Origin of the sequence: Pedobacter antarcticus, assembly GCF_900103515.1 — a bacterium.
In the GTDB taxonomy this organism is placed as follows: Bacteria; Bacteroidota; Bacteroidia; order Sphingobacteriales; family Sphingobacteriaceae; genus Pedobacter; species Pedobacter antarcticus.
On record NZ_FNGZ01000015.1, the window covers coordinates 19,633 to 37,936 of the forward strand.

The 18,304-nt window shown below is 39.1% G+C and carries 22 protein-coding genes; 3 read left to right on the forward strand and 19 right to left on the reverse strand.

Features of this window, described 5'->3' with window-relative positions:
- Positions 1-4: 4 nt before the first annotated feature.
- From traM to BLR53_RS18740, 19 genes are all read right to left on the reverse strand, one after another.
- Positions 5-1,255, reverse strand: coding sequence for a conjugative transposon protein TraM (traM, locus tag BLR53_RS18650; protein ID WP_074591736.1), 1,251 nt, complete (start codon positions 1,253-1,255; stop codon positions 5-7).
- The gene (locus BLR53_RS18655) at positions 1,252-1,698 is read right to left on the reverse strand and encodes a hypothetical protein (protein ID WP_074591737.1); all 447 of its coding nucleotides are present in this window, start codon (positions 1,696-1,698) and stop codon (positions 1,252-1,254) included. The genes traM and BLR53_RS18655 overlap by 4 nt, the downstream gene beginning before the upstream one ends.
- Positions 1,676-2,290 carry a conjugative transposon protein TraK gene (gene traK / locus BLR53_RS18660; protein WP_074591738.1) on the reverse strand — a complete coding sequence of 205 codons (615 nt, stop codon included), beginning with the start codon at positions 2,288-2,290 and terminating at the stop codon, positions 1,676-1,678. Before traK ends, BLR53_RS18655 begins: the two co-directional genes overlap by 23 nt.
- A 66-nt stretch (positions 2,291-2,356) precedes the next feature.
- Positions 2,357-3,523, reverse strand: coding sequence for a TraJ family protein (locus BLR53_RS18665; RefSeq protein WP_074591739.1), 1,167 nt, complete (start codon positions 3,521-3,523; stop codon positions 2,357-2,359).
- On the reverse strand, positions 3,520-4,311 hold the full coding sequence (locus BLR53_RS18670; protein WP_074591740.1) for a hypothetical protein: 792 nt from the start codon (positions 4,309-4,311) through the stop codon (positions 3,520-3,522). Before BLR53_RS18670 ends, BLR53_RS18665 begins: the two co-directional genes overlap by 4 nt.
- Positions 4,312-4,314: 3 nt before the next feature.
- Entirely contained in the window at positions 4,315-4,980 is a 666-nt protein-coding gene (locus BLR53_RS18675) for a hypothetical protein (protein ID WP_074591741.1), read from the reverse strand.
- Positions 4,977-5,627: a hypothetical protein gene (locus tag BLR53_RS18680; RefSeq protein WP_074591742.1), complete on the reverse strand. Its 651-nt coding sequence runs from the start codon at positions 5,625-5,627 to the stop codon at positions 4,977-4,979. Before BLR53_RS18680 ends, BLR53_RS18675 begins: the two co-directional genes overlap by 4 nt.
- Positions 5,628-5,634: 7 nt before the next feature.
- On the reverse strand, positions 5,635-6,303 hold the full coding sequence (locus tag BLR53_RS18685; RefSeq protein ID WP_074591743.1) for a hypothetical protein: 669 nt from the start codon (positions 6,301-6,303) through the stop codon (positions 5,635-5,637).
- 22 nt (positions 6,304-6,325) lie between these two features.
- Positions 6,326-9,160 carry a TraG family conjugative transposon ATPase gene (locus BLR53_RS20210; protein ID WP_074591744.1) on the reverse strand — a complete coding sequence of 945 codons (2,835 nt, stop codon included), beginning with the start codon at positions 9,158-9,160 and terminating at the stop codon, positions 6,326-6,328.
- On the reverse strand, positions 9,144-9,443 hold the full coding sequence (locus tag BLR53_RS18695; RefSeq protein WP_074591745.1) for a DUF4133 domain-containing protein: 300 nt from the start codon (positions 9,441-9,443) through the stop codon (positions 9,144-9,146). The genes BLR53_RS20210 and BLR53_RS18695 overlap by 17 nt, the downstream gene beginning before the upstream one ends.
- On the reverse strand, positions 9,443-9,751 hold the full coding sequence (locus BLR53_RS18700) for a DUF4134 domain-containing protein (RefSeq protein ID WP_074591784.1): 309 nt from the start codon (positions 9,749-9,751) through the stop codon (positions 9,443-9,445). Before BLR53_RS18700 ends, BLR53_RS18695 begins: the two co-directional genes overlap by 1 nt.
- Before the next feature lie 247 nt (positions 9,752-9,998).
- Positions 9,999-10,322, reverse strand: coding sequence for a DUF4134 family protein (locus BLR53_RS18705; protein WP_074591746.1), 324 nt, complete (start codon positions 10,320-10,322; stop codon positions 9,999-10,001).
- Between the two features lies 1 nt (position 10,323).
- The gene (locus BLR53_RS18710; RefSeq protein ID WP_074591747.1) at positions 10,324-10,704 is read right to left on the reverse strand and encodes a hypothetical protein; all 381 of its coding nucleotides are present in this window, start codon (positions 10,702-10,704) and stop codon (positions 10,324-10,326) included.
- A gap of 2 nt (positions 10,705-10,706) precedes the next feature.
- Positions 10,707-11,129, reverse strand: a complete 423-nt coding sequence (locus BLR53_RS18715) for a hypothetical protein (protein WP_074591748.1) — start codon at positions 11,127-11,129, stop codon at positions 10,707-10,709.
- Positions 11,111-11,761, reverse strand: coding sequence for a ParA family protein (locus tag BLR53_RS18720; RefSeq protein WP_074591749.1), 651 nt, complete (start codon positions 11,759-11,761; stop codon positions 11,111-11,113). The genes BLR53_RS18715 and BLR53_RS18720 overlap by 19 nt, the downstream gene beginning before the upstream one ends.
- Before the next feature lie 11 nt (positions 11,762-11,772).
- Positions 11,773-13,605 carry a relaxase/mobilization nuclease domain-containing protein gene (locus tag BLR53_RS18725; protein WP_083332138.1) on the reverse strand — a complete coding sequence of 611 codons (1,833 nt, stop codon included), beginning with the start codon at positions 13,603-13,605 and terminating at the stop codon, positions 11,773-11,775.
- A 1-nt stretch (position 13,606) separates the two neighbouring features.
- On the reverse strand, positions 13,607-14,002 hold the full coding sequence (locus tag BLR53_RS18730; RefSeq protein ID WP_074591751.1) for a plasmid mobilization protein: 396 nt from the start codon (positions 14,000-14,002) through the stop codon (positions 13,607-13,609).
- A gap of 1,065 nt (positions 14,003-15,067) precedes the next feature.
- On the reverse strand, positions 15,068-16,000 hold the full coding sequence (locus tag BLR53_RS18735) for a helix-turn-helix domain-containing protein (protein WP_074591752.1): 933 nt from the start codon (positions 15,998-16,000) through the stop codon (positions 15,068-15,070).
- The gene (locus BLR53_RS18740; RefSeq protein ID WP_074591753.1) at positions 15,997-16,584 is read right to left on the reverse strand and encodes a GNAT family N-acetyltransferase; all 588 of its coding nucleotides are present in this window, start codon (positions 16,582-16,584) and stop codon (positions 15,997-15,999) included. Before BLR53_RS18740 ends, BLR53_RS18735 begins: the two co-directional genes overlap by 4 nt.
- A gap of 226 nt (positions 16,585-16,810) precedes the next feature.
- Between BLR53_RS18740 and BLR53_RS18745 the strand changes: the two genes are divergently transcribed.
- The 3 genes from BLR53_RS18745 to BLR53_RS18755 all read left to right on the forward strand — a co-directional run bounded on the left by BLR53_RS18745 (position 16,811) and on the right by BLR53_RS18755 (position 18,303).
- Positions 16,811-17,224, forward strand: coding sequence for a helix-turn-helix domain-containing protein (locus BLR53_RS18745; RefSeq protein ID WP_074591754.1), 414 nt, complete (start codon positions 16,811-16,813; stop codon positions 17,222-17,224).
- A 66-nt stretch (positions 17,225-17,290) separates the two neighbouring features.
- Positions 17,291-18,034 carry a ParA family protein gene (locus BLR53_RS18750; RefSeq protein ID WP_074591755.1) on the forward strand — a complete coding sequence of 248 codons (744 nt, stop codon included), beginning with the start codon at positions 17,291-17,293 and terminating at the stop codon, positions 18,032-18,034.
- Between the two features lie 5 nt (positions 18,035-18,039).
- Positions 18,040-18,303 carry a hypothetical protein gene (locus tag BLR53_RS18755; protein WP_074591756.1) on the forward strand — a complete coding sequence of 88 codons (264 nt, stop codon included), beginning with the start codon at positions 18,040-18,042 and terminating at the stop codon, positions 18,301-18,303.
- Position 18,304 lies beyond the last annotated feature (1 nt).

Genomic DNA, 18,304 nt, shown 5'->3' on the forward strand with positions numbered 1-18,304 from the left:
TGCTTTAGTAATTTTGTTGTTGTTCTTTTAGTTCGTCCGGGTCAATGAGGTACACGAATGTGCTGTACTTTAACTTTGCTTTGTTTTGCCTGATCAATTTTGAAATGGCTGTTGAAGTGGAAGTAAACAGTTTTGATAAAGCACTCATGTAAAGTTGATTTGCGCTTGATGGGTCTTGCTGCATCTGAATACTTGAACCTAAATCGCTTACCTCTTTTGTAAAGGCCCTGAAAGCCGATGCCGGAACAAATAGCCCTTGCATTCCGTCCAAATCATATAATTCTAATTTGACTGGCAGGATCTTATCATCTGTCATAACAGACGTTACCGTTAATTTTACCCGTTGTTGATCAAAGCCCGATATCAGGGCATAGATGTAGGTGCCTCTTTTAATGAGGTGCTTTCCTGCTTTAATATCCTCTAATAAGCGGATGCGAACCCTTGAACCTGCATATCCTGTAACGGTCTGATCTATGATCGCTTTGATAAAATCATTCTTCTTGGCTACCTGAACAGTATTAAAAGCATCATTCATATTCGAAGCTTTTTCAACATCCAGCTTTGGCATTTTGGTGACTTGCTTGTCAACCTTATTAAGTAATTCTTCTTTCTCCTTTTGGGCTTTATAATCAGGGTCGTTTGATTTCCCTACGCTATCAATAAGCTTCATCTGCTCACGAAACAGCGCCATTGGGTCTTCGTACTTTTCCTTGGGGTTCTGTCCCCCCTGCTGCGTCCTACCGGAATTGCCTGTACCTTTTAAATTTGATAGGGCGTTTGCTAATTCCTGATCTTCTCGGCTTAGAGTGTTGCTGCCCCCTCTGCTTTCATAGGCTGACATGCTTCTTGGTACAGCGTTTCGACCTGCGCCTGAATAACTGCTACCGCTTGAATTGGGAGCCTTGCCAAACCTGGCTTTGTAAGCGGCATCTATACTGTCTAATACGTATTTTTCACGGTCATTATACTGGCCTTCCAATACGCCCGATGCCGTCGGGTCTTCATCTAATGTCCCAACTGCCGTATAACCGTCGCCATTCTTGTATTTATCTTTAAAGGCGTCAAGCTTATTCCCCAGTTCCTTGTTCTTAATATCTTCGGAAACGCTTGCTACGTCTGATTGTAATTCGGGTTTATTCTCAACCTTTTTTTCCTCACCCTTACTAAAAGATTTGTAAGCATAAAAAAACAGGAAAAGGAAAGGAAGTATGATTATGGGTATAACATACTTCGGTTTTTTAAAATCTATTTTCATGGCTTCTGTTGATTACGTGGTTTATTACTTTGTTCCAATTGCTGAATGGCCTTTTCTAAAAAAACCGTATCGGCATGAGATAATTTCGGCTTTGCCAAAACTGCTTCAACTTGTTTTCGTAGGGTATTTAAATCTGATATCCTTGTTCCCAGGTCAATGATCTGGCCGACACCATCTGTAACCTCATTGCCAACATGGGTAGTCCCCTTGAAAAAATCAGGCATTTTTTCTTTCTGTCGTTGACTGGGCGTAAGGATTAAAAAACAGACAATGCCCGAAACGACGATCAGAGCAACCATGCCGATAAATATCTGTTTGGGATAGGACTTAAAAAACCTGTTCCGGCTATCTGTTGCCTGGTCAAAGTATTTCCCAAACTCTTTGCGTATCTCCTTTGCAACTGTTGCATCGGGGTCTACTTTAGAACTGATTCTTTTGAACATTGCTTAAGTCTTTATTTTCAAGTGTTTTCCAATTGGTTATCAATACTCCGTGCGAATTATTGTCGCTTCTTGGGATATCTTTAAGGTTGCCCGTTGTGATCAGCGAACGTGTAACCGTTGAACTTCGCCTATCAATAATCTGCTTGCCGTAGTAGATAAACCGCTTGTTGACCATATCAAGCTGAATGCTGTCGGTCTGTAGAGTTAGAACAGAGCTTGATGAAAGAATAGAATTAAAAAAGCCTTTCTCCTTAAGGTTGTTGTATTGCAACGCCCCGCTTTCATCAACTAAATACATAGCTCGTTTCATTTGGTATTCTATATACTTATCATCAGGCGTTAGCGAAAAGAATATGGAGTGGAATAGATCAATGTGTGCCCGATATTCGGCGGGCCTGTTAAGCTGCATGTTGGTTTGCTTTGCTAAGATGGGCACATTATTATCAAGGATATAAATGTTTTCCCTTGCGCTGCTTACCTGTTTATATGCGGAAAATGAAACTATCACTACTATGATAATAGATGTGACAAAGCTTCCTAATGCGATAAATAAGGCTAACCTTATTTTATTCTCTATATTTTTAATTAGCATAATAAAGGGTTTAAATAAAAAGGGCTTGAATAAATCAAGCCCCTCAAATGATGTGGTTAATAGATGTTATTTTTTAAAAACGGCTGCCGATGCCACTCTCCCAACCTGTGAGCCGGTACGGGCTGCTGTTGATGCTGCCGAAGAAATACCAGAAGTTGAAATTATCCAGGTGCTTATGCTCGGAACGGTTGTAATGGCGATAGCCCCAACAAAGAAAGCAACGATAACAAGGCCGAAACTTAAAACTCCGTTACCTGCCAACCATGCCATTTTTTCCATAGCATCGCCACTTCCATTAACTAAGGATTTGTACTTTTCTATCTCAACGCTCATGGCGTATTGTTGAAGCATGCCAACAATATAAAGGATTAGATAAGCCACACCAACATATAGGTTTACAGAAACAAACCTTGCTACCCACGTACTGAATGCGTCCCGATAAGCGGGTAATACGCTTACGGCAACCGAAAACGGGCCAAGTATAACCAAGACCGTTGAATATATAATTTGCAACATAAAAACGATATAAACGCAAATCCTCAAAATCCATAGCGAAATAAGCTCCAGGGCTTGCGTGACCAATAGTTGCAAACTGGTTTGCATCCGGATTTTCATTTCTACAATAGGATTATAGATATTATCGGCAAAAAATCCTTTAACGCTTTCTACGATCTGCTTTCCTACACCCTGATTGGTTTCTTTAGCCTCGTCTGCTGCAATTTCAGTTTTTGCTTGAAAGGTCATTAGCTGATCGGCAACCTGTATCATTAGCGAGGCTCGTTCAAATCGCATGTTATTAATTTCGTCCTGCTGCTCACCAAACATGGCCTCGGCCTTGGCTGCCACAAGATCGGTAGGGTACGCAAGCACTCTGCAAAAAACACCCCACCACATAATTACCATCATTAGGCCAAATGGCCTTAAAAGCGGCATAATCTCTAATTGCTTATCTCCTGACATCATTTCGTAAGATTTGATAGAGAAGAACATCAGCATAAAAATACAGGCCAAACCTTGGGCATCGTAGATAAAGGCTGCGAAGTTGCCAAAGGCGTAATCCCTCATGCCCTCAAAAAATTTCATTACAGGACGGTCATAAACACCATTACCTTGTAAAAAACTAACGGCATCTTTATATTGATCATTACCGACTGGCGTTTGCGCTCTTACACTCAAACTGGTGAACATTATCCCGACTATCAGGATAAGCAGTGCTACATATTTCTTTTTCATGGTTTAAGTGTTTTTCGGTTTTTTAAGATATCGTTCATGATCTCGTCCTCGCTTTTGGTGGTGCCGTTGAAATAAGTGTTACCTTTTTCAATTTTGTTCTTCATCTTCTCTTTATAGGACAGCATCATTTCCGACATTGCTAACTTGTATTTCCAGTTCTCGGCTAACTTTCGATGCTCTAACATGATACGGTGGTATAATAAAATACGCTGCCCCCTGTCGATATCTACCCGCTTCGCATTTTCAAATCGCTCCCTTAAGCTGTTCATTTCTGTGAGATACCAATTATAAGCGCCACTTTCGGCCATGTACAGTACTACATTGGCGGGCACATTTTTAAAGGCATTACCTTCAATATTATTTAAAGGAGCAAGCTCTTTTTTATAATAAAGATTATAGAGCGGGTCTGTGGCGGACACTGTGCCGGAATAATTATAAAATTCTGCAAGTGCGGTATTTCTTAAAGTATCTGCTTCCTTCTTATAATAGTTAGAAGAAACCTGCATAGCTGCTGCCAAGGCAAGGCGCTGTGTTTGTTCGCCACCCGCCCGAAGTGGTCGTATATCGGGGCCGTTTTTATAACTCGGCTGCAATAGCCATGTTAAAGCGTAAGCAGCATAGGAGCCGGGGTTGTACCATTTAAATTCAGGGACAAACTTGTCTTTATCCCATTGTTTATATACCATTCTTTCTTGTTGGTAGATGATGGCCTTGTCTTTAATTATCATTTGTGCAAAGCAGGAAAAGCCAATTCCCGTAAGTATGAGTAATAGAACAGTTGTTTTCATAATTCATCGTTTTATCATTTGGCGTTTGCGTAAAATATCATCCATAATGGCAAAGTCTTTTTCTATATACTGGCGGTAGGGGTTAATGCTTTTTATCACCCCTCGCGCTTTTGCCCAGTACATGTTTTGCCGGATGCCATAGATTAAAGCATTCATAATGCGGAGTTCATCAATAACCTTTCTTAAGAGTTCATCACGAACATTGTAGTTCATCAGGACGTTTTCTTTTTGCTGTAGGACTATAGATGAAACATCACCCAATATTTTAATACCCCTGTATTTTAACTGCTGTGTAGATGCTTCTGCAAACAACATTAACTCGGGGTTACCTTTTGCTAGTTCGATGGCCTCGCCGCTATATCTGTAAATATCATCTATTAGATACGCCATTTGCTTAACCTGTATAGCGTCTTTGAGTGCCTCGTTAACCTCTGTTAACGACCGATGTATCATTGTTTGCACCAAAGAAACACTGGTAAGGTTAATGGCGATATCGTCCGTGTTTTTCCGAATTTGTTCAAGTGATGCGTGATAGGCAAACTCTCCTGCAAGTCTTGTAGCTGCATTTGAGTTAACTATATTTAAATGCCCGGGGTCAAACACTACCCTTTGCGCAAAGCTGTCTTTAATTATTAAAAGAAAAGCTATAAGTATAAATAGGCGCTTCATTGCTTAAGGATTTTTACATTGTTCATTATATCGTCAACTACCCCCATTTCACGGTTGACATAATCCGAAAAGGGGTCTGTACCCCTGCTTTTAATGACTGCTGCCTGTAATGTTCTTGCAACACCGCCCGATAAGTAGGATATCGCCTTTAGTTCATCTATGATGTGCTGAAAAAGTATCCTGCGGTCGCTGACTTTCATTTGGTTGATATCGCCAACGGTGGCACATAAGCCGATTAGGTAGTTGACAAGGGAATTTGCCCGTTTAACAAATATTACTTCGCTATCCAATGCTACGGGCAATAACACGGGGTCACTTTGCGCATAAGTCACTATTACCTGTTGCTGTTTGATGATCTCCCGGACTAAAGGAGTAGCGCTAATACCAATGTTTGCAGCATCAAATACAATACTCATTTTTGCGAACCGCTCTTGCAGGGTGCGATATTTAGTTTTAACCTGCTTCATCAACCCCCTATTACTTTCTTCAATAGCGGTAGAGTTTCTTTGCTCGGTCTTAGCATCTATCTGCTTTTTGTTTTCTGTTTTGCTATCATTTACTAATTGATGCAATAACGGAACGTTTACCTGGGCGTTAACCTGTAGGGTCATTAAGCTGACAAACAGGGTGAATATTAATGTTTTCATAAGCCATTTACTTTAAATATTTGCGTTTACGAAGGATATCATTCATAATTCGTTCATCCATGTTGATATATCCCTGGAACGGATTAAGTGACCTTAAAACCCCTCGCATTTGAGCGTAATACATTGCCCTGTACATTCCATAGGTTAAAGAGCGAAGGATTAACATTTCAGTCATTACCTTATGAATGAGCTTGGCTCGTTCCCCGGCATCCATCAGGTTTTTTTCCCCTCCTTGTAAAGCAAACTGGCTAACCTCTAAAGCTAATTTGGTGGCTCTTGTGTAGAAGTAATTGGCCTGATCTTGAGCAAAAACCAAAAGAATAGGATTTTTTGCAGCAACGGCCATCCCTTTATTGATATCGTCGGTCATACCAATAGTTATTCTTGATATTTCTTGTACGTCTGCGAGATTGGTAAGAATGGAAGATACCTGTGAAAGCCCTTTGTAAATTTTGGCTTGCATATCATTGACGATGCCCAATTGACCAGTTACGGCTAATTGCCCCCTCTCTACCAGAGTTAATTTATCCTTGGTAACGTTCAACTGCGAGTTGATCACGCTTGCGTGTGCAAGTTGTGCAGCAGAAGTAACAGGGTCGATATACAATGATTGGGCGTTGGTCTTTTGCATCAACATAATGCCTAAGCCCAACAACAATAGAAATCGTGTTTTCATAAGTAGGAAGATTTTGGATTGATTAACTAACTAATTGTAGTATTTCGGCCTTTCCTTCTTCGTAAATCGGCCTACGCATACTGTTGACCTTATTGAAGAATTGGGGAAGTTTCAAACCCGAAAGTTTCAGGTCTTTGACAAAATTGTCTATACCCGCCCTGTAACTACCGTAAAAATTGCTGTAGTATTCAACTGCGGTTTTCTCCGGCTTCTCTGTGGTATAGATTAAATATTGCTCGAGGGCTACCTCCACACCGTAAACTTCGCCTGTGGCTCCCCTTCTAATATAAACCTCTTTAAATCGGCCTCTATTTTCGTGGTTATCAAGCTGGTTAATGGTAAGGATTTTTTTGCGCTCATGCGCATTGATCGCTAATAGCTTGGCTATTTCATCAAAGTTATCTTTGAACTTCGACTGATCTAAGAGCATAGTAGTATCAGAATTATTAATAATACTGTCCTTTACCACTGCATTACCGATGATATCGCCCAACTCCTGGGTTACAACAATTGCTTCACCCCAAAACTTTCTAACGGTTTTGTACAGGTAAAGGATGTATCCGGCCATAAGCGGGGAAGCAATCGCTTTCCAGGCTTCTTCAATGATTAAAGCTTTACGCTGTTCGGTACGGAAACGCATCTTTTGAATGAACACATCCATGATGATCAGCGTCACAATCGGGAACAAAGTTTTATGCTCCTTTATACTGTCAATTTCAAATACCACAAAAGATTCCGTGAACATTGAATTATCCGCTTCCTCGTTTAAGATCGCCTGGAACTCCCCGCCCTTATAGAACTTTTTCAGAACGAAACGAAACTCGTCAATGTCAAATGGTATGCGTTCCTGTTCTTTGATCTCGGGAATTTTATATAAAGCAAACTCATAGAAAGAGTTAAAGTTGAGTTCAACAACGTTCTTCCTTTTAAATTCTTCTTTTTTGGCTACCCTGGCTTCATATAATTTCCTGCTGAAAATATCGTCGGCATCGTCCTCTCTAAGCGATTCTATAGTAGCTTGTAAAGCCAAATTATAAATCCTCTCATACTCTTGTTCATAATGGCTAAGTTTTTCATCAGGTGTTCCGGCAAGATCATTAGCAAGTTCCTGTGCCTGATTTTTAATGTCGTTCTCGTCCAAAATTTCTTTTGCTCTTACAGTATAATCAAAGTCGGCTGCCTCTGCTTCCGCTTCTTTAAGGATTTCGTTTTCTTCTTCATCGGTAATATCAACGAAAAAGGGCTTATCAAAGAAATTGCTGTAGTAGGATGAAATTGCCTGGGAAATAACGTCGCTCTCTACCTGATTGACCGTACCATCTGCCCCCTTCCACAATAAGCTTATAAGGGTTTTTAAAAAGTCCTTTTTTTCAATATTGTACTCCCCTTCGCTGATCGCAAAAGGGTTCATGGTAATAGGCTTTTCTTCCGAATAGGTAATGTATTTACCTCCATAGTAAGAACAAAGCCCTGAATACGAGTGCCCGGTATCGACAATTACAACATCCATCAACCATTTAGGCTTTTCGGATTTATTATACATGCAATATTGCTCTATAAGGGCATTCATAAAAAAGGACTTGCCCGAACCACTCGGGCCAAGAACGAATTTGTTCCGGTTATTAATCCTATTGGTTTGCATTGGCAAATCTGCGGGGTCAATTGCTACAGGTATGCCCTGTCTATCAGTAAAGCGAATTTGAAAGCCACTCACTTCATCTTTACTTAGGGCTTCTTTAAAAAAAAAACAAAGGGCTGCATCTGCGGTGGTCAAAAACAAATCATAGTCCGCTAACTCCACTGTGTTGCAAGGCAGGGCCGTTCTGAAAAGCTCCATTTGGTTATAGGCATTTTTATTCGGTATTATACTTTGTTGGAATAAAGAGCTTTCGATGTAATTGCAAGTCTGTTGAATGGCTTCTAATGGAGCGCAAACCAAAATATTGAAGTGACAGTAAACAAGCATTTGATTTTCCCTGGCTACGTCTACAAGTAAATTATCAATATCCTCAACACACATTAAATTTGCAGGGTCGGGAATACCTGAATGCCTTTTTCTTTTCAACTCCAACTTGCGCTGTGTCATATTTTGGGCAGGTATATCTATGATCTGATTATAAATAATGGTTTGGTATAATGGAACGTTATATAAGAAGCCCATTGTATCAATGGGAAAACCCTTAAGGGTGTCTTTGTCGTTCCTTTCGATATGGGTTGAAACTTTTTCCGGCAAATCAATGGTATCAATATTGACAAGCGGAATGCTCCGAACGGCTTTGTCGCCCATCTGTATTTCTACATCAGTAGCACGCATATTATTGAGTGAAACATTATTAGCACTAAAATTCATACTAAGTATGCGTTTCACGTAAAGGTCAATTTCATTTCGGGTTAGAATTTTAGGTGACAGGTTGTTTCTTTTTAACAGGTCTTCTAACTTTCCGATGTTTTGTTCAAAATCGATGTAGTTTTTTTTATTATAGCTATAAAAAGAACCTCTCTTTGCTTTACGGGTAACCACCAAATAAGTAGTTAGGTCGGTATATTCTCTACCGTTAAAATGCTCGTCATACTTTTGCTGTAAGTACTCGGTGCTATCAGATTTATTATAAATCTTTTTTGTTAATACGTCCTGCTTTTGGATTACATACCCCTCGCCCAAAATCTTAGTGATGTTCACATACAGTTGGTGGGAACTATCATAAGCCCCTGGGTCTGCCGAATATTGCAGCACTGGGTTATTAATTTGGATTACAACACCGTAATCCCCTTTTAAATTATATATGGTTGAATATTTCCCATCTTCGTCAATACCGAAATACGGTAAATTGAACTCTGTTTTACGTTTTTGTGCCATGTCTTAATTTTCTAAAATCAGTACCAAACCTGAATATTCCCGTGTGTCTTGTTTTAAAATGCAATCCTTTTTTCTGCTGTTGAGCGGTGAAAATCAATCCTCCAACAAAGCCACCAACACAAATGAACCCTCCTAATGCCATGTTCGTTAAGCTGCCAACTAACCCGCCTGCTATCAAGCTGACCACAAGTGATGCTATGCCCCATCCTATGAATTTTCCTTGAAAACCACGATATATAAGGGGCTTTTGCAGCCCCCTATAAATGTTGAATTGCTTAGCCATTATACACCAAAGAAAGCCTTGATAATAACACCTACCAGGACAAGAAACAGCATAGAGCCGCCCCATCCCATAACTTCTTTGTTGATATCTTGATCTCCACTGTTCCATTTGATGTAAACACGGACACCGCCAATAATACCTACAACCGCCCCGATAGCAAGGCAAAGGGTTGCAACTGGGTCAACATACTGACGTAAAGAAGTGTTAGCTGCATTGATACCAGTGATACCATCTTGCGCCATTGATTGGCTTGCAGATACTGCGATTAAAGTTGCAACTGCGAACGCTTTTTTGAATTTGATTGACATTTTCATAACAGATAAAAATTAATGGATAAAAAAATTTGATTAAAAAACTATTGATTAAAAACTTGTGGATTGTGAAGCTTACTGATATGATATTACTATCAGTTTGTGTTAACCAGGTTCGCTGCAGCGAAGCTAAATGCTATCAAAATTTGCTGAGGATCTTCGAACCGGTCGGAAAGAATGCTATCATTAAAGTGCGGGCGCTGCCCTGATCTGCGGATGCTCCGGTCTAACTATGATAGCAATGTTATACACCATATAGCGCACCGACTATTACTGCTATAAGTTGAAGGAATATAAATGCCCCTAACCAACCCATTACCTGCGCATCAATATGATGTTTGCCTGATTGCCAATTATTATAAATTCTAAGACCACCCACCAGGCCGAAAATTGCACCCAGTATAGATGCTGTATAAGTTAATGCATGGTATTGGTTTTTGACCATTCTTGTTGCGTCTCCAAATTCTTGAATGCCGGGGGCCTGTCCAAAAGATGGCGAAATAAGGCAATAAAAAAGGGCTGTTAATGTAGCAGCCCTTATATAATGTATCTTCTTATAGTTTCCCATATCAAAAGACAATTGAACGTTTATAATCTATCGTATTGGTTTGGGCAAGCTTGATAACCTCTGACATTTGAGTGATGCCCCCTGTTGAATTGTTGATGTTATGTGATACTATGTTTAGTTCTTCGGTATCCTCGTCCTGCCGTTCCCATACCGCATTTTGGCTATCTTCCTCGTACTCGTCAAGAACTACAACGGGTGGTAATATTTGTTCTTCTTCGTGTTCTACTGGGGTGGTCTGTACATCCTCACTGAATGTTAAAACATCCCCTCCGCTTGTTGCAGCACTTACATTTTTACTTTTCAAACTATCAATGATGATATTGAATAGATAATAAACCACATAGGCAACTATCAGCACTATTGTAAATTTTGACCAACTCATAATTATATCTCTTTAAGTGAATTTTTAATTGAATTTTTCATTTGGGTTTTGATATCGGGGTTTGCTTCAAAGAAACGCTCAACCAAAAAATTGACGAACTGAACAACATTAATCTTAAAAGCGGGTTGAAGCATGTTGAGTACTGCCGTATGTTTATCATCAAACCTGATTAACATTTTTGTTTGGCCGGATACTTTTACAGAAGTAATCTGACTTATGAGTTCAGTTAAATCTTGGTCTTTAGTTTGCGCATCTGGTGGCGGTTTAACAATTTCAGGTGTCGCTTCTGTTGATGCTCCGTTTAAAGATTTTATTATTGGGGCATCCGAATTTATGGCGGGCTCGCCTGTTCCTCCTTTGGCAACACCTTGTTCCCTTTCCCTGCGAACCCGTTCGGTAATGGCTTTTATACTATCTCTTTCCATGACCCAGTGTGTTTATAGATAAACTCATTGAAAATTAAATCGAATACTGGGGAAACTGCCTGAATGACACTTGGCGGTGTTTCAAAAGTAGTTATCCTTTGAAAGTCTATTTTTTCGGGCAGCGACCTTGTAACTGCACCAAAGTTTAAAAGAACTTTATTAACGCTATCGAGGGTTTCGTATTTGACATTTGTTTTGATACGATTGGGAATAAAAACAATTTTTGCAGTTTCATTTAGAGTGCGTACCACCTCTGAAAAATCAATTGTTGCGCCTACTGAAAATTCATCGTAAGCAAACGGACAGATAATTAAATCAACGCCTTTGAAAATTGGAATGAGGTTATCGTTTTCAATGTTACCTGCTACATCCAGTATCGTAATCAAGCCTTCTTTCTCCCTGACTATTTCATTAATCGTTGTGAACTGCTCCATTTCGGCAGCCTCTACTTCGTATAAGGGTTTATTCTCTAATACCTGTGCTGCTTGAAACTTGTTATAGATTGACCGTTGGTTGTCCATATCAAATAAAACAACCTCTTTATTCTGCACTAACGAAAGATAGTTTGCGAATAAAACGGCAAGGGTTGATTTACCAACTCCCCCCTTTTGATTTGCGAATAGTATAATCATATGCTTGTGATTTATCTTGTGTTAACTCTTGATTTTCTTGTCCTGCGCCTGTTTCTGCCATTGATCTGTTCATCATCGATATCATCAGCTATACTCAACTCGAAATTTTGAATTGCATCTAATAATGTTGTTTCGGCCTGATCACTCATGGTTGGTTCGGAAATCGAACCATTGGCGGCATTGCCGTCCTTATAACCTGATTTTAAACTTTCGTCCGGTTCTGATATATCCCAATCATTCCGCTTGACAATTTTATCTTCGTAATGGGTGGTATTGCCCTGGGCATCTTTAACAGGAACTTGAATTTGAACCTCGTTAAATCCGTTATAGTTAAGCTGAATTTTGTCGCCAACTTCATAACCAGATGTGTTTAATGCTCTTTCAAGGTCAATGCCCCAAATCACTTTTAAAGTTCCGTTAGGTTTCAATAATTCAATGAAATAACTTGGCTTTCCATCTTTTTCAAACTGGTAGTTGGCTGAACCGTGATTTTTAAGAATACCCTTAAGCGAATAAGCTTTGCTATTGTCAGTGTTGAGTACAACCTCTTTTTCTTTTTGCTGTATTTTGAGACCTGAACGCCTTGCCATTAAAGAATAGTCGGAAGGGCTTAAAACCCGTTTTGCATCAATCATTATATTGCTGTTTTTGTCCAAAACGTATAGCCCTTTATTATCTGCAAGCAATTCAATCTTATGTCGGCTCAATCCCTCACTTACTGAATTGAACTCATGCAGGGCAGACTTAATCAGTACATTTATTAATGCTAATTTTTCTTTGGGAATTACAGCAAATGACACCCTACCTAAACGGTCGCCCAAAATCTTGGCTGAGGCTTCCTTTTCCTTAAACCCATCTACGGTTAGATGTATAGATTCTGCTTGTTGTGTTGGCCTGTTCTTATAAAGGCCGTTATCAATGAACTCTTTAAGCGGTATTATTTCGCTCCCCTTCCATACCGCTTTGTTCGCATGATCTACAATTATATAGGCATAGGGCGGTAAGCCATTTTTACCAAAGTAAACAATGTCAACCCCTAACTTTTCTTTTAACAGCTTTGCCAATTCGGAAGTATAGCCGATTGGCTTTTTTACACCCTCAATTTTCGATGGCTCGTAAACCACGTTAACAGTAGCATCAGCACGGCTTTTATATTTATTGATCATGGCCTTTAATTGATGTGTTGATTTATTGTTTTTTTTGTTTTCAGCGATTAGGGCGTTAACCTTTTCCATTGGAATAATCTGCTGCACATCATCGTACTTTCTTAGGGTCATTTCTCTTTCATTATGAGATACCGAATAGCCTTTTAGCTCAAAAAGGAGTTTGAACTGTGCGGCGGTCGAAATACTATAATCGAAGGATTTTTGAACCAGGTCTATAGTGGAGTAAGCGATATCGCTTTTAATGATTTTTTGCATGGCTGCCATAGCCCGCTTATGCTCGAAAGAGTCGTTGACTTTCTTTCCCTGGGAATTAATCCGGCTACTAACAACATGAACATGATTGTTATCGGTGTCATTATGAAAAACGACCATATAGGGATTGTCCCCGTAGCCCATTTCTTTCATAAAAGCATCGGCAATATCTGTTAACTGGTGTTTATCATACTCTCTCCCCGCCCCCGATAATATTAAATGCAATTGTTTATCCTCGACCACGGAGTTTGTATTTGAATATGCCCGGAGATAATTTTTATATTCTTCCGGCATTACATTGGGGATATCCTGTAGATAACCGAAGTTTTCAGTTTTCATCAGCTCCCCTTTGTCCTTATCCATCTTGTTTGTATTGTAGCTAACTCCATTAAAAGAACTGTTACTACTAAGAAATTTTACGACCATATTAACTTTTCATTACCCTATACATCTGCCTTAAGACCTTATACAATTCTCTTTCTTGTAACAGGTGCAACCCCAACAAGTCGTTATACTGGGAAATTATTTCAGGTGGCAACTGGTGATTTTTAATAATGGTATTTGCGTGCTTAGCCAACTGGTTTATATTGTTCCCCACCCTCCCTATTTCAGCGCCAACTTTGGCAAGCTGAATAATTACTTCTTTGGTGATAATGAAATCTTGATTTTCCAATACCCGTTTTATGAACAGGCTCGATCTGTTAACGCCCGTTTCTTCTTCAAGCTGGATAAGCTTTTCAAACTCTGCTTCGGTCAAACGAAGCTCTGCCCTTCGGCTCTTTTTGATTTCTTTTTTGTGTCTTCCACCTTTGTTTCTGCTCATAAGCGTAGGGTTTAGTTTAAGAGAATACGAGTTGCGAGTATTTCTCAACCCCTTTTATTCATCATTCCCCGAGGAACGAAGGAATGTTGAATAATAAGGCAAGACGTTTTTGTCACGGTTTTACACCGTACAAAAACACATCTTGCAGTTACAAAAACAACATTCCGGTATGCCATTTCCTCCCCTGATTTGCAGGTTTCATAGAAAATTTCATCGACGAATAATCGTCGTTATATATGGTTATGCGAATAGCCGAATATTCGGCTATCTGAATATTTGACTATACAACTATTTGGATATTCAGCTAACATTATGGCCGAAGATTAATCGGCAAAAAGAAAATAGGAACTAATTCCTGTCGTACAGGCAGTGGCTTCGACACCAATCGTTAACTGATTAACTCTGCCTGTATATGCATTCGGGAATACTCACGTCGGTATCTACATACCTGCCAAAACTGGCTGCCTATGGTTCGTCAAAAACAGTCTTCTATCATTCCACGATGAATAAAGAGTGAGTGTAACTGCTCATAATTTTTAGCTCTTCACCAAAAATGCTTCTTCCCCCGATGTCAAAGACCTTTATCCGATTTTTATATAGGTAGCTAATCAGCTATTCGGATATACAAATATATGGTTTTGCTATATTTTGCAAGTATAAAAATACAGTTTGCTATATCTAATATATAAATACTTGTAAATCAGATAAATAAATTTATCAGTTAAAACATATAAATCTACTCTTTGAAAAATATGGTAATTAGGGCTTTGGCCTTTTATTAGATGCCTTTACGTAGGCGATGACAGCTAAAATCACATAGTAGACTATAACTGTCACTACTGGTACGTAAGGCTCCATTTTGTTTCTTTAGGGTAGATTGAAACAAAGATGGGGGTATGAAAAGAGGATGTAAATACGTGAAAAGTACTATTTGATGGGTCGAAATGACGTATTTTGCCTACTACGTAATTCTACGTAGTTGTAAATAAACATTGGTTTTTAGGCATATAGAAATATACGCATAATTGACTATGCAACTATACGTATATATATCTATTCGGATATTCAGGATTTTCCTTTAAGCAGGTTAACAAGCTCAACTTTGTTCCTGGCACCAGTTTTTAGGAACATTTTTTGAACGTGCGTAGTCACGGTGCGCTCTTGAATAAAAAGCCGATCTGCTACCTCTTTATATTTTAAACCATCTGCGATTAAAGCAGCTACTTCAATTTCCCTGGGGCTTAATCTATAGGCTTCGCAATTTTCCAAAAAGAGATCTTGTTTAACCTCATCATCCCCAACCGTTGAAAGCAGGGTGGTTAAATGAATATGATCTTCTCGGGTCTGCTGAATTGCCTCCCAAATAAACAGTCCTGTGATAACGAGAAACCCCCCGTTCATTACCAGTACTTCCGGCAATTGACTAACTCTGAAATAAGATAAAATTGGCATCGAAACCCAAGGCGCAATCGCAATAAGGCTCAAATACATTTCCTTGCCAAGCTTTTTATCTTCTCCTTGCTCCTGCTTAATTGAACGGTACATTACTATAACGCAAATGATCGCATATATACAAGGTATTAGAACCCCATGCTTAACCGCTCTGTCAATATTACCTTGCATCAGATATTCAATCCCAAAGAAGATTAGGAACGGGGCCAACAAAAATAGCAGTACACCGTACCTTGCATGAAACCGTAAGCTAACCAGTCCATAAGCCTTATAAAAGTAATAGGGCAGGTAACACGCCAAGGCGATACCGCTTCCCCAGGCAAGTATATTTTGGGCTGTAAGGGAAATTCCTCCAAATTTAGGATCGGGGAACAGTCCACCACAAACATTATATATTATAAATAGGATTAAGAGTGTTATATAATAGATGCGTTTTTTCTCGAATGGTCTCTGCAAATAAATTAGTAGCTGTATTAATAGCATCATTGCTTCAAATATCACAAAGACAAATGTCACAATATGCATGTCTGTATTAAATACCGTCATATAATGGGCACCTCTGCACCCCTCCTTAGCATGAATAATTTGTACCCAAAATCCAATTCATTATAAATTTCAAAACCGAACTTTTGATACCAGGGAATATTTTTGATTGTTGAAGTTTCTAAGTATATCGGCTTATGCTGCTGTTGGCTATCCAAAATAATTTCATTTAACAGCTTTGAACCAATTCCTTTGTTCTGATCAGAACGTTGCACACCCAGGAACCAAAGGTAGTAAAGCGGCACTTGGGGATAGTTGCTTTTAATGGCGCTTTCCCGGCTCATAGCTTTTCCTGCTCGAGATATTCCGATAGCGTTTAATACAAGTTTAATATCTTCCCATGTAGCCTTTAGGGAAAACTTTTTTTTGTCGGGATATAGAACCAAGGCACACCCCTTTTTATCATCCGATAGATAAACGGCTCCGTACATAAAACAAATTTCAAAAGAATAATCCATGAGCGCTCGTATGCGCTCCTTTCTTTTAATATCCTGTTTGACAATGTAATTTACACTTTGGTTGTCATCAAACGAACTCGTAAGAATTTCAATCACATGTGATTTGTGGTTTTTTTCGGCTTTAATCATAGGGCAATGATTTTTTTTAGTATTAGTTAATGGGCTAAATATAAAACATAACGCAAAAGAATGAATTAGGTTATATAGCCTTGCATGTGTAAAAAAAAATTATAGTTTTATATCTTTACATGCTGCTTACATAAGGGGGTTAGCAAAAGGGATAAAGCAAGTAGAACAAAAATTAGACCTAATTACAGTTTTGCTATATTAATACGGTATTGAATGGGGAAAGTTTATGGATAAAAATGAGAATGAGCGTTTAAAGCTCATAAGAAAGGCTTTAGGGTATAGCCAACTTGACTTCGCCCAGTCCATTGGCCTTACGCAAGGTGGATATTCTGATATTGAACGTGGAAAAAACGGGATATCAGGAAAAGTGAAGCTTATGCTGATAAATATTCATAAGGTTAACATTTCGTACTTAGATGACAAAAGAGGGGAAATGTTCTACATCGAAACGCCACCTGATCAGCCCGAAGTTGTCAATACTACAAACGACCCTAACGAAGCCTCCGATACCAAAGATCGAATGATTGAACTTTTGCAAGCCGATATCAAACGCTTGAACTCTGAAAGGGATTTGTATATTGAATTGCTACAGGCAAAGGACAAAACTATTGCAGCCCTCGAGCGACAATTAAAGAAATAATATATTTATATCAAGATATCAATATATAAAGATATTTTCGTATCATTGTATAAACATTGATTCGATATGAAAACCATTGCTATATTAAACCACAAAGGGGGTACGGGGAAAACCACTTCGGCACTCAACATTGGGGCAGGGCTTGCACGACAAAAGAAAAAAACCCTCCTGATCGATATTGACCCACAAACTAACCTGACAGAAGGCTTAGGCATACGGGATGTAAAAGTATCCATCTATAACAGCATCAGGGAAGGCATTGATTTACCAATAGAAAAAATTAATGCCTATTTAGACCTGGTTCCATCATCATTGGAACTGGTAGGCGCTGAACTTGAATTAGTATCAAGGTTGGCCCGGGAAAGCATTCTTAAAAACCTGCTGAAAAAGCTTAAAAAGAAATACGATTATATCGTTATAGATTGCCCTCCCGCTTTGGGCATGCTCACCATTAATGCGCTTGTTCCTGCCGATACTGTACTAATTCCTCTGGAAGCAGAATATTACGCATACAGGGGTATTGATAGAATGGTATCAATAATTACAGATGTAAGAAACCATTATAATGAAAACCTGACTATTGGCGGTGTATTCATAACTAAGTGCAATCCTAAAAGGCTGCTTACAGAACATATTACCGAAAGTGTACAGAAACACTTTGGCGACAAATTGCTAAACAGTAAAATTAGGGTCAATGTGTCATTGGCCGAAGCGCCCATTCATGGTAAGGATATATTTGAATACGCTCCTACATCAAATGGGGCAACTGATTACGAAAACTTAGTAAACGAAATTTTAACAAAAATATAAAGGTCATGGCAAAGAAAAATTTGGGAAACTTGGAAGAAAACAACAAAAACATGACTGGCGTAGGTGCCCTGTTTAATGTGCCGCCCAAGGTCGATAATACAGCAAAAAGAAAAAATGAAGCTGAATTAGAGGAAGAAGAAGAAATTACTGGATATCCGCTTAGGATGAAAAAGGGATGGTTGAAGCAGCTTAAAATAATGAGCGCAAACTCGGGAACATCCGTAAAAGACCTTATTTTAAATGCGGTCGCCGATAAATATAAGTTTTAAA

Bases quoted from the DNA above. Each gene is read 5' to 3' on its own strand.
- traM (WP_074591736.1), bottom strand. From the start codon at position 1,255: ATGAAAATAGATTTTAAAAAACCGAAGTATGTTATACCCATAATCATA.
- BLR53_RS18655 (WP_074591737.1), bottom strand. From the start codon at position 1,698: ATGTTCAAAAGAATCAGTTCTAAAGTAGACCCCGATGCAACAGTTGCA.
- traK (WP_074591738.1), bottom strand. From the start codon at position 2,290: ATGCTAATTAAAAATATAGAGAATAAAATAAGGTTAGCCTTATTTATC.
- BLR53_RS18665 (WP_074591739.1), bottom strand. From the start codon at position 3,523: ATGAAAAAGAAATATGTAGCACTGCTTATCCTGATAGTCGGGATAATG.
- BLR53_RS18670 (WP_074591740.1), bottom strand. From the start codon at position 4,311: ATGAAAACAACTGTTCTATTACTCATACTTACGGGAATTGGCTTTTCC.
- BLR53_RS18675 (WP_074591741.1), bottom strand. From the start codon at position 4,980: ATGAAGCGCCTATTTATACTTATAGCTTTTCTTTTAATAATTAAAGAC.
- BLR53_RS18680 (WP_074591742.1), bottom strand. From the start codon at position 5,627: ATGAAAACATTAATATTCACCCTGTTTGTCAGCTTAATGACCCTACAG.
- BLR53_RS18685 (WP_074591743.1), bottom strand. From the start codon at position 6,303: ATGAAAACACGATTTCTATTGTTGTTGGGCTTAGGCATTATGTTGATG.
- BLR53_RS20210 (WP_074591744.1), bottom strand. From the start codon at position 9,160: ATGGCACAAAAACGTAAAACAGAGTTCAATTTACCGTATTTCGGTATT.
- BLR53_RS18695 (WP_074591745.1), bottom strand. From the start codon at position 9,443: ATGGCTAAGCAATTCAACATTTATAGGGGGCTGCAAAAGCCCCTTATA.
- BLR53_RS18700 (WP_074591784.1), bottom strand. From the start codon at position 9,751: ATGTCAATCAAATTCAAAAAAGCGTTCGCAGTTGCAACTTTAATCGCA.
- BLR53_RS18705 (WP_074591746.1), bottom strand. From the start codon at position 10,322: ATGGGAAACTATAAGAAGATACATTATATAAGGGCTGCTACATTAACA.
- BLR53_RS18710 (WP_074591747.1), bottom strand. From the start codon at position 10,704: ATGAGTTGGTCAAAATTTACAATAGTGCTGATAGTTGCCTATGTGGTT.
- BLR53_RS18715 (WP_074591748.1), bottom strand. From the start codon at position 11,129: ATGGAAAGAGATAGTATAAAAGCCATTACCGAACGGGTTCGCAGGGAA.
- BLR53_RS18720 (WP_074591749.1), bottom strand. From the start codon at position 11,761: ATGATTATACTATTCGCAAATCAAAAGGGGGGAGTTGGTAAATCAACC.
- BLR53_RS18725 (WP_083332138.1), bottom strand. From the start codon at position 13,605: ATGGTCGTAAAATTTCTTAGTAGTAACAGTTCTTTTAATGGAGTTAGC.
- BLR53_RS18730 (WP_074591751.1), bottom strand. From the start codon at position 14,002: ATGAGCAGAAACAAAGGTGGAAGACACAAAAAAGAAATCAAAAAGAGC.
- BLR53_RS18735 (WP_074591752.1), bottom strand. From the start codon at position 16,000: ATGACGGTATTTAATACAGACATGCATATTGTGACATTTGTCTTTGTG.
- BLR53_RS18740 (WP_074591753.1), bottom strand. From the start codon at position 16,584: ATGATTAAAGCCGAAAAAAACCACAAATCACATGTGATTGAAATTCTT.
- BLR53_RS18745 (WP_074591754.1), top strand. From the start codon at position 16,811: ATGGATAAAAATGAGAATGAGCGTTTAAAGCTCATAAGAAAGGCTTTA.
- BLR53_RS18750 (WP_074591755.1), top strand. From the start codon at position 17,291: ATGAAAACCATTGCTATATTAAACCACAAAGGGGGTACGGGGAAAACC.
- BLR53_RS18755 (WP_074591756.1), top strand. From the start codon at position 18,040: ATGGCAAAGAAAAATTTGGGAAACTTGGAAGAAAACAACAAAAACATG.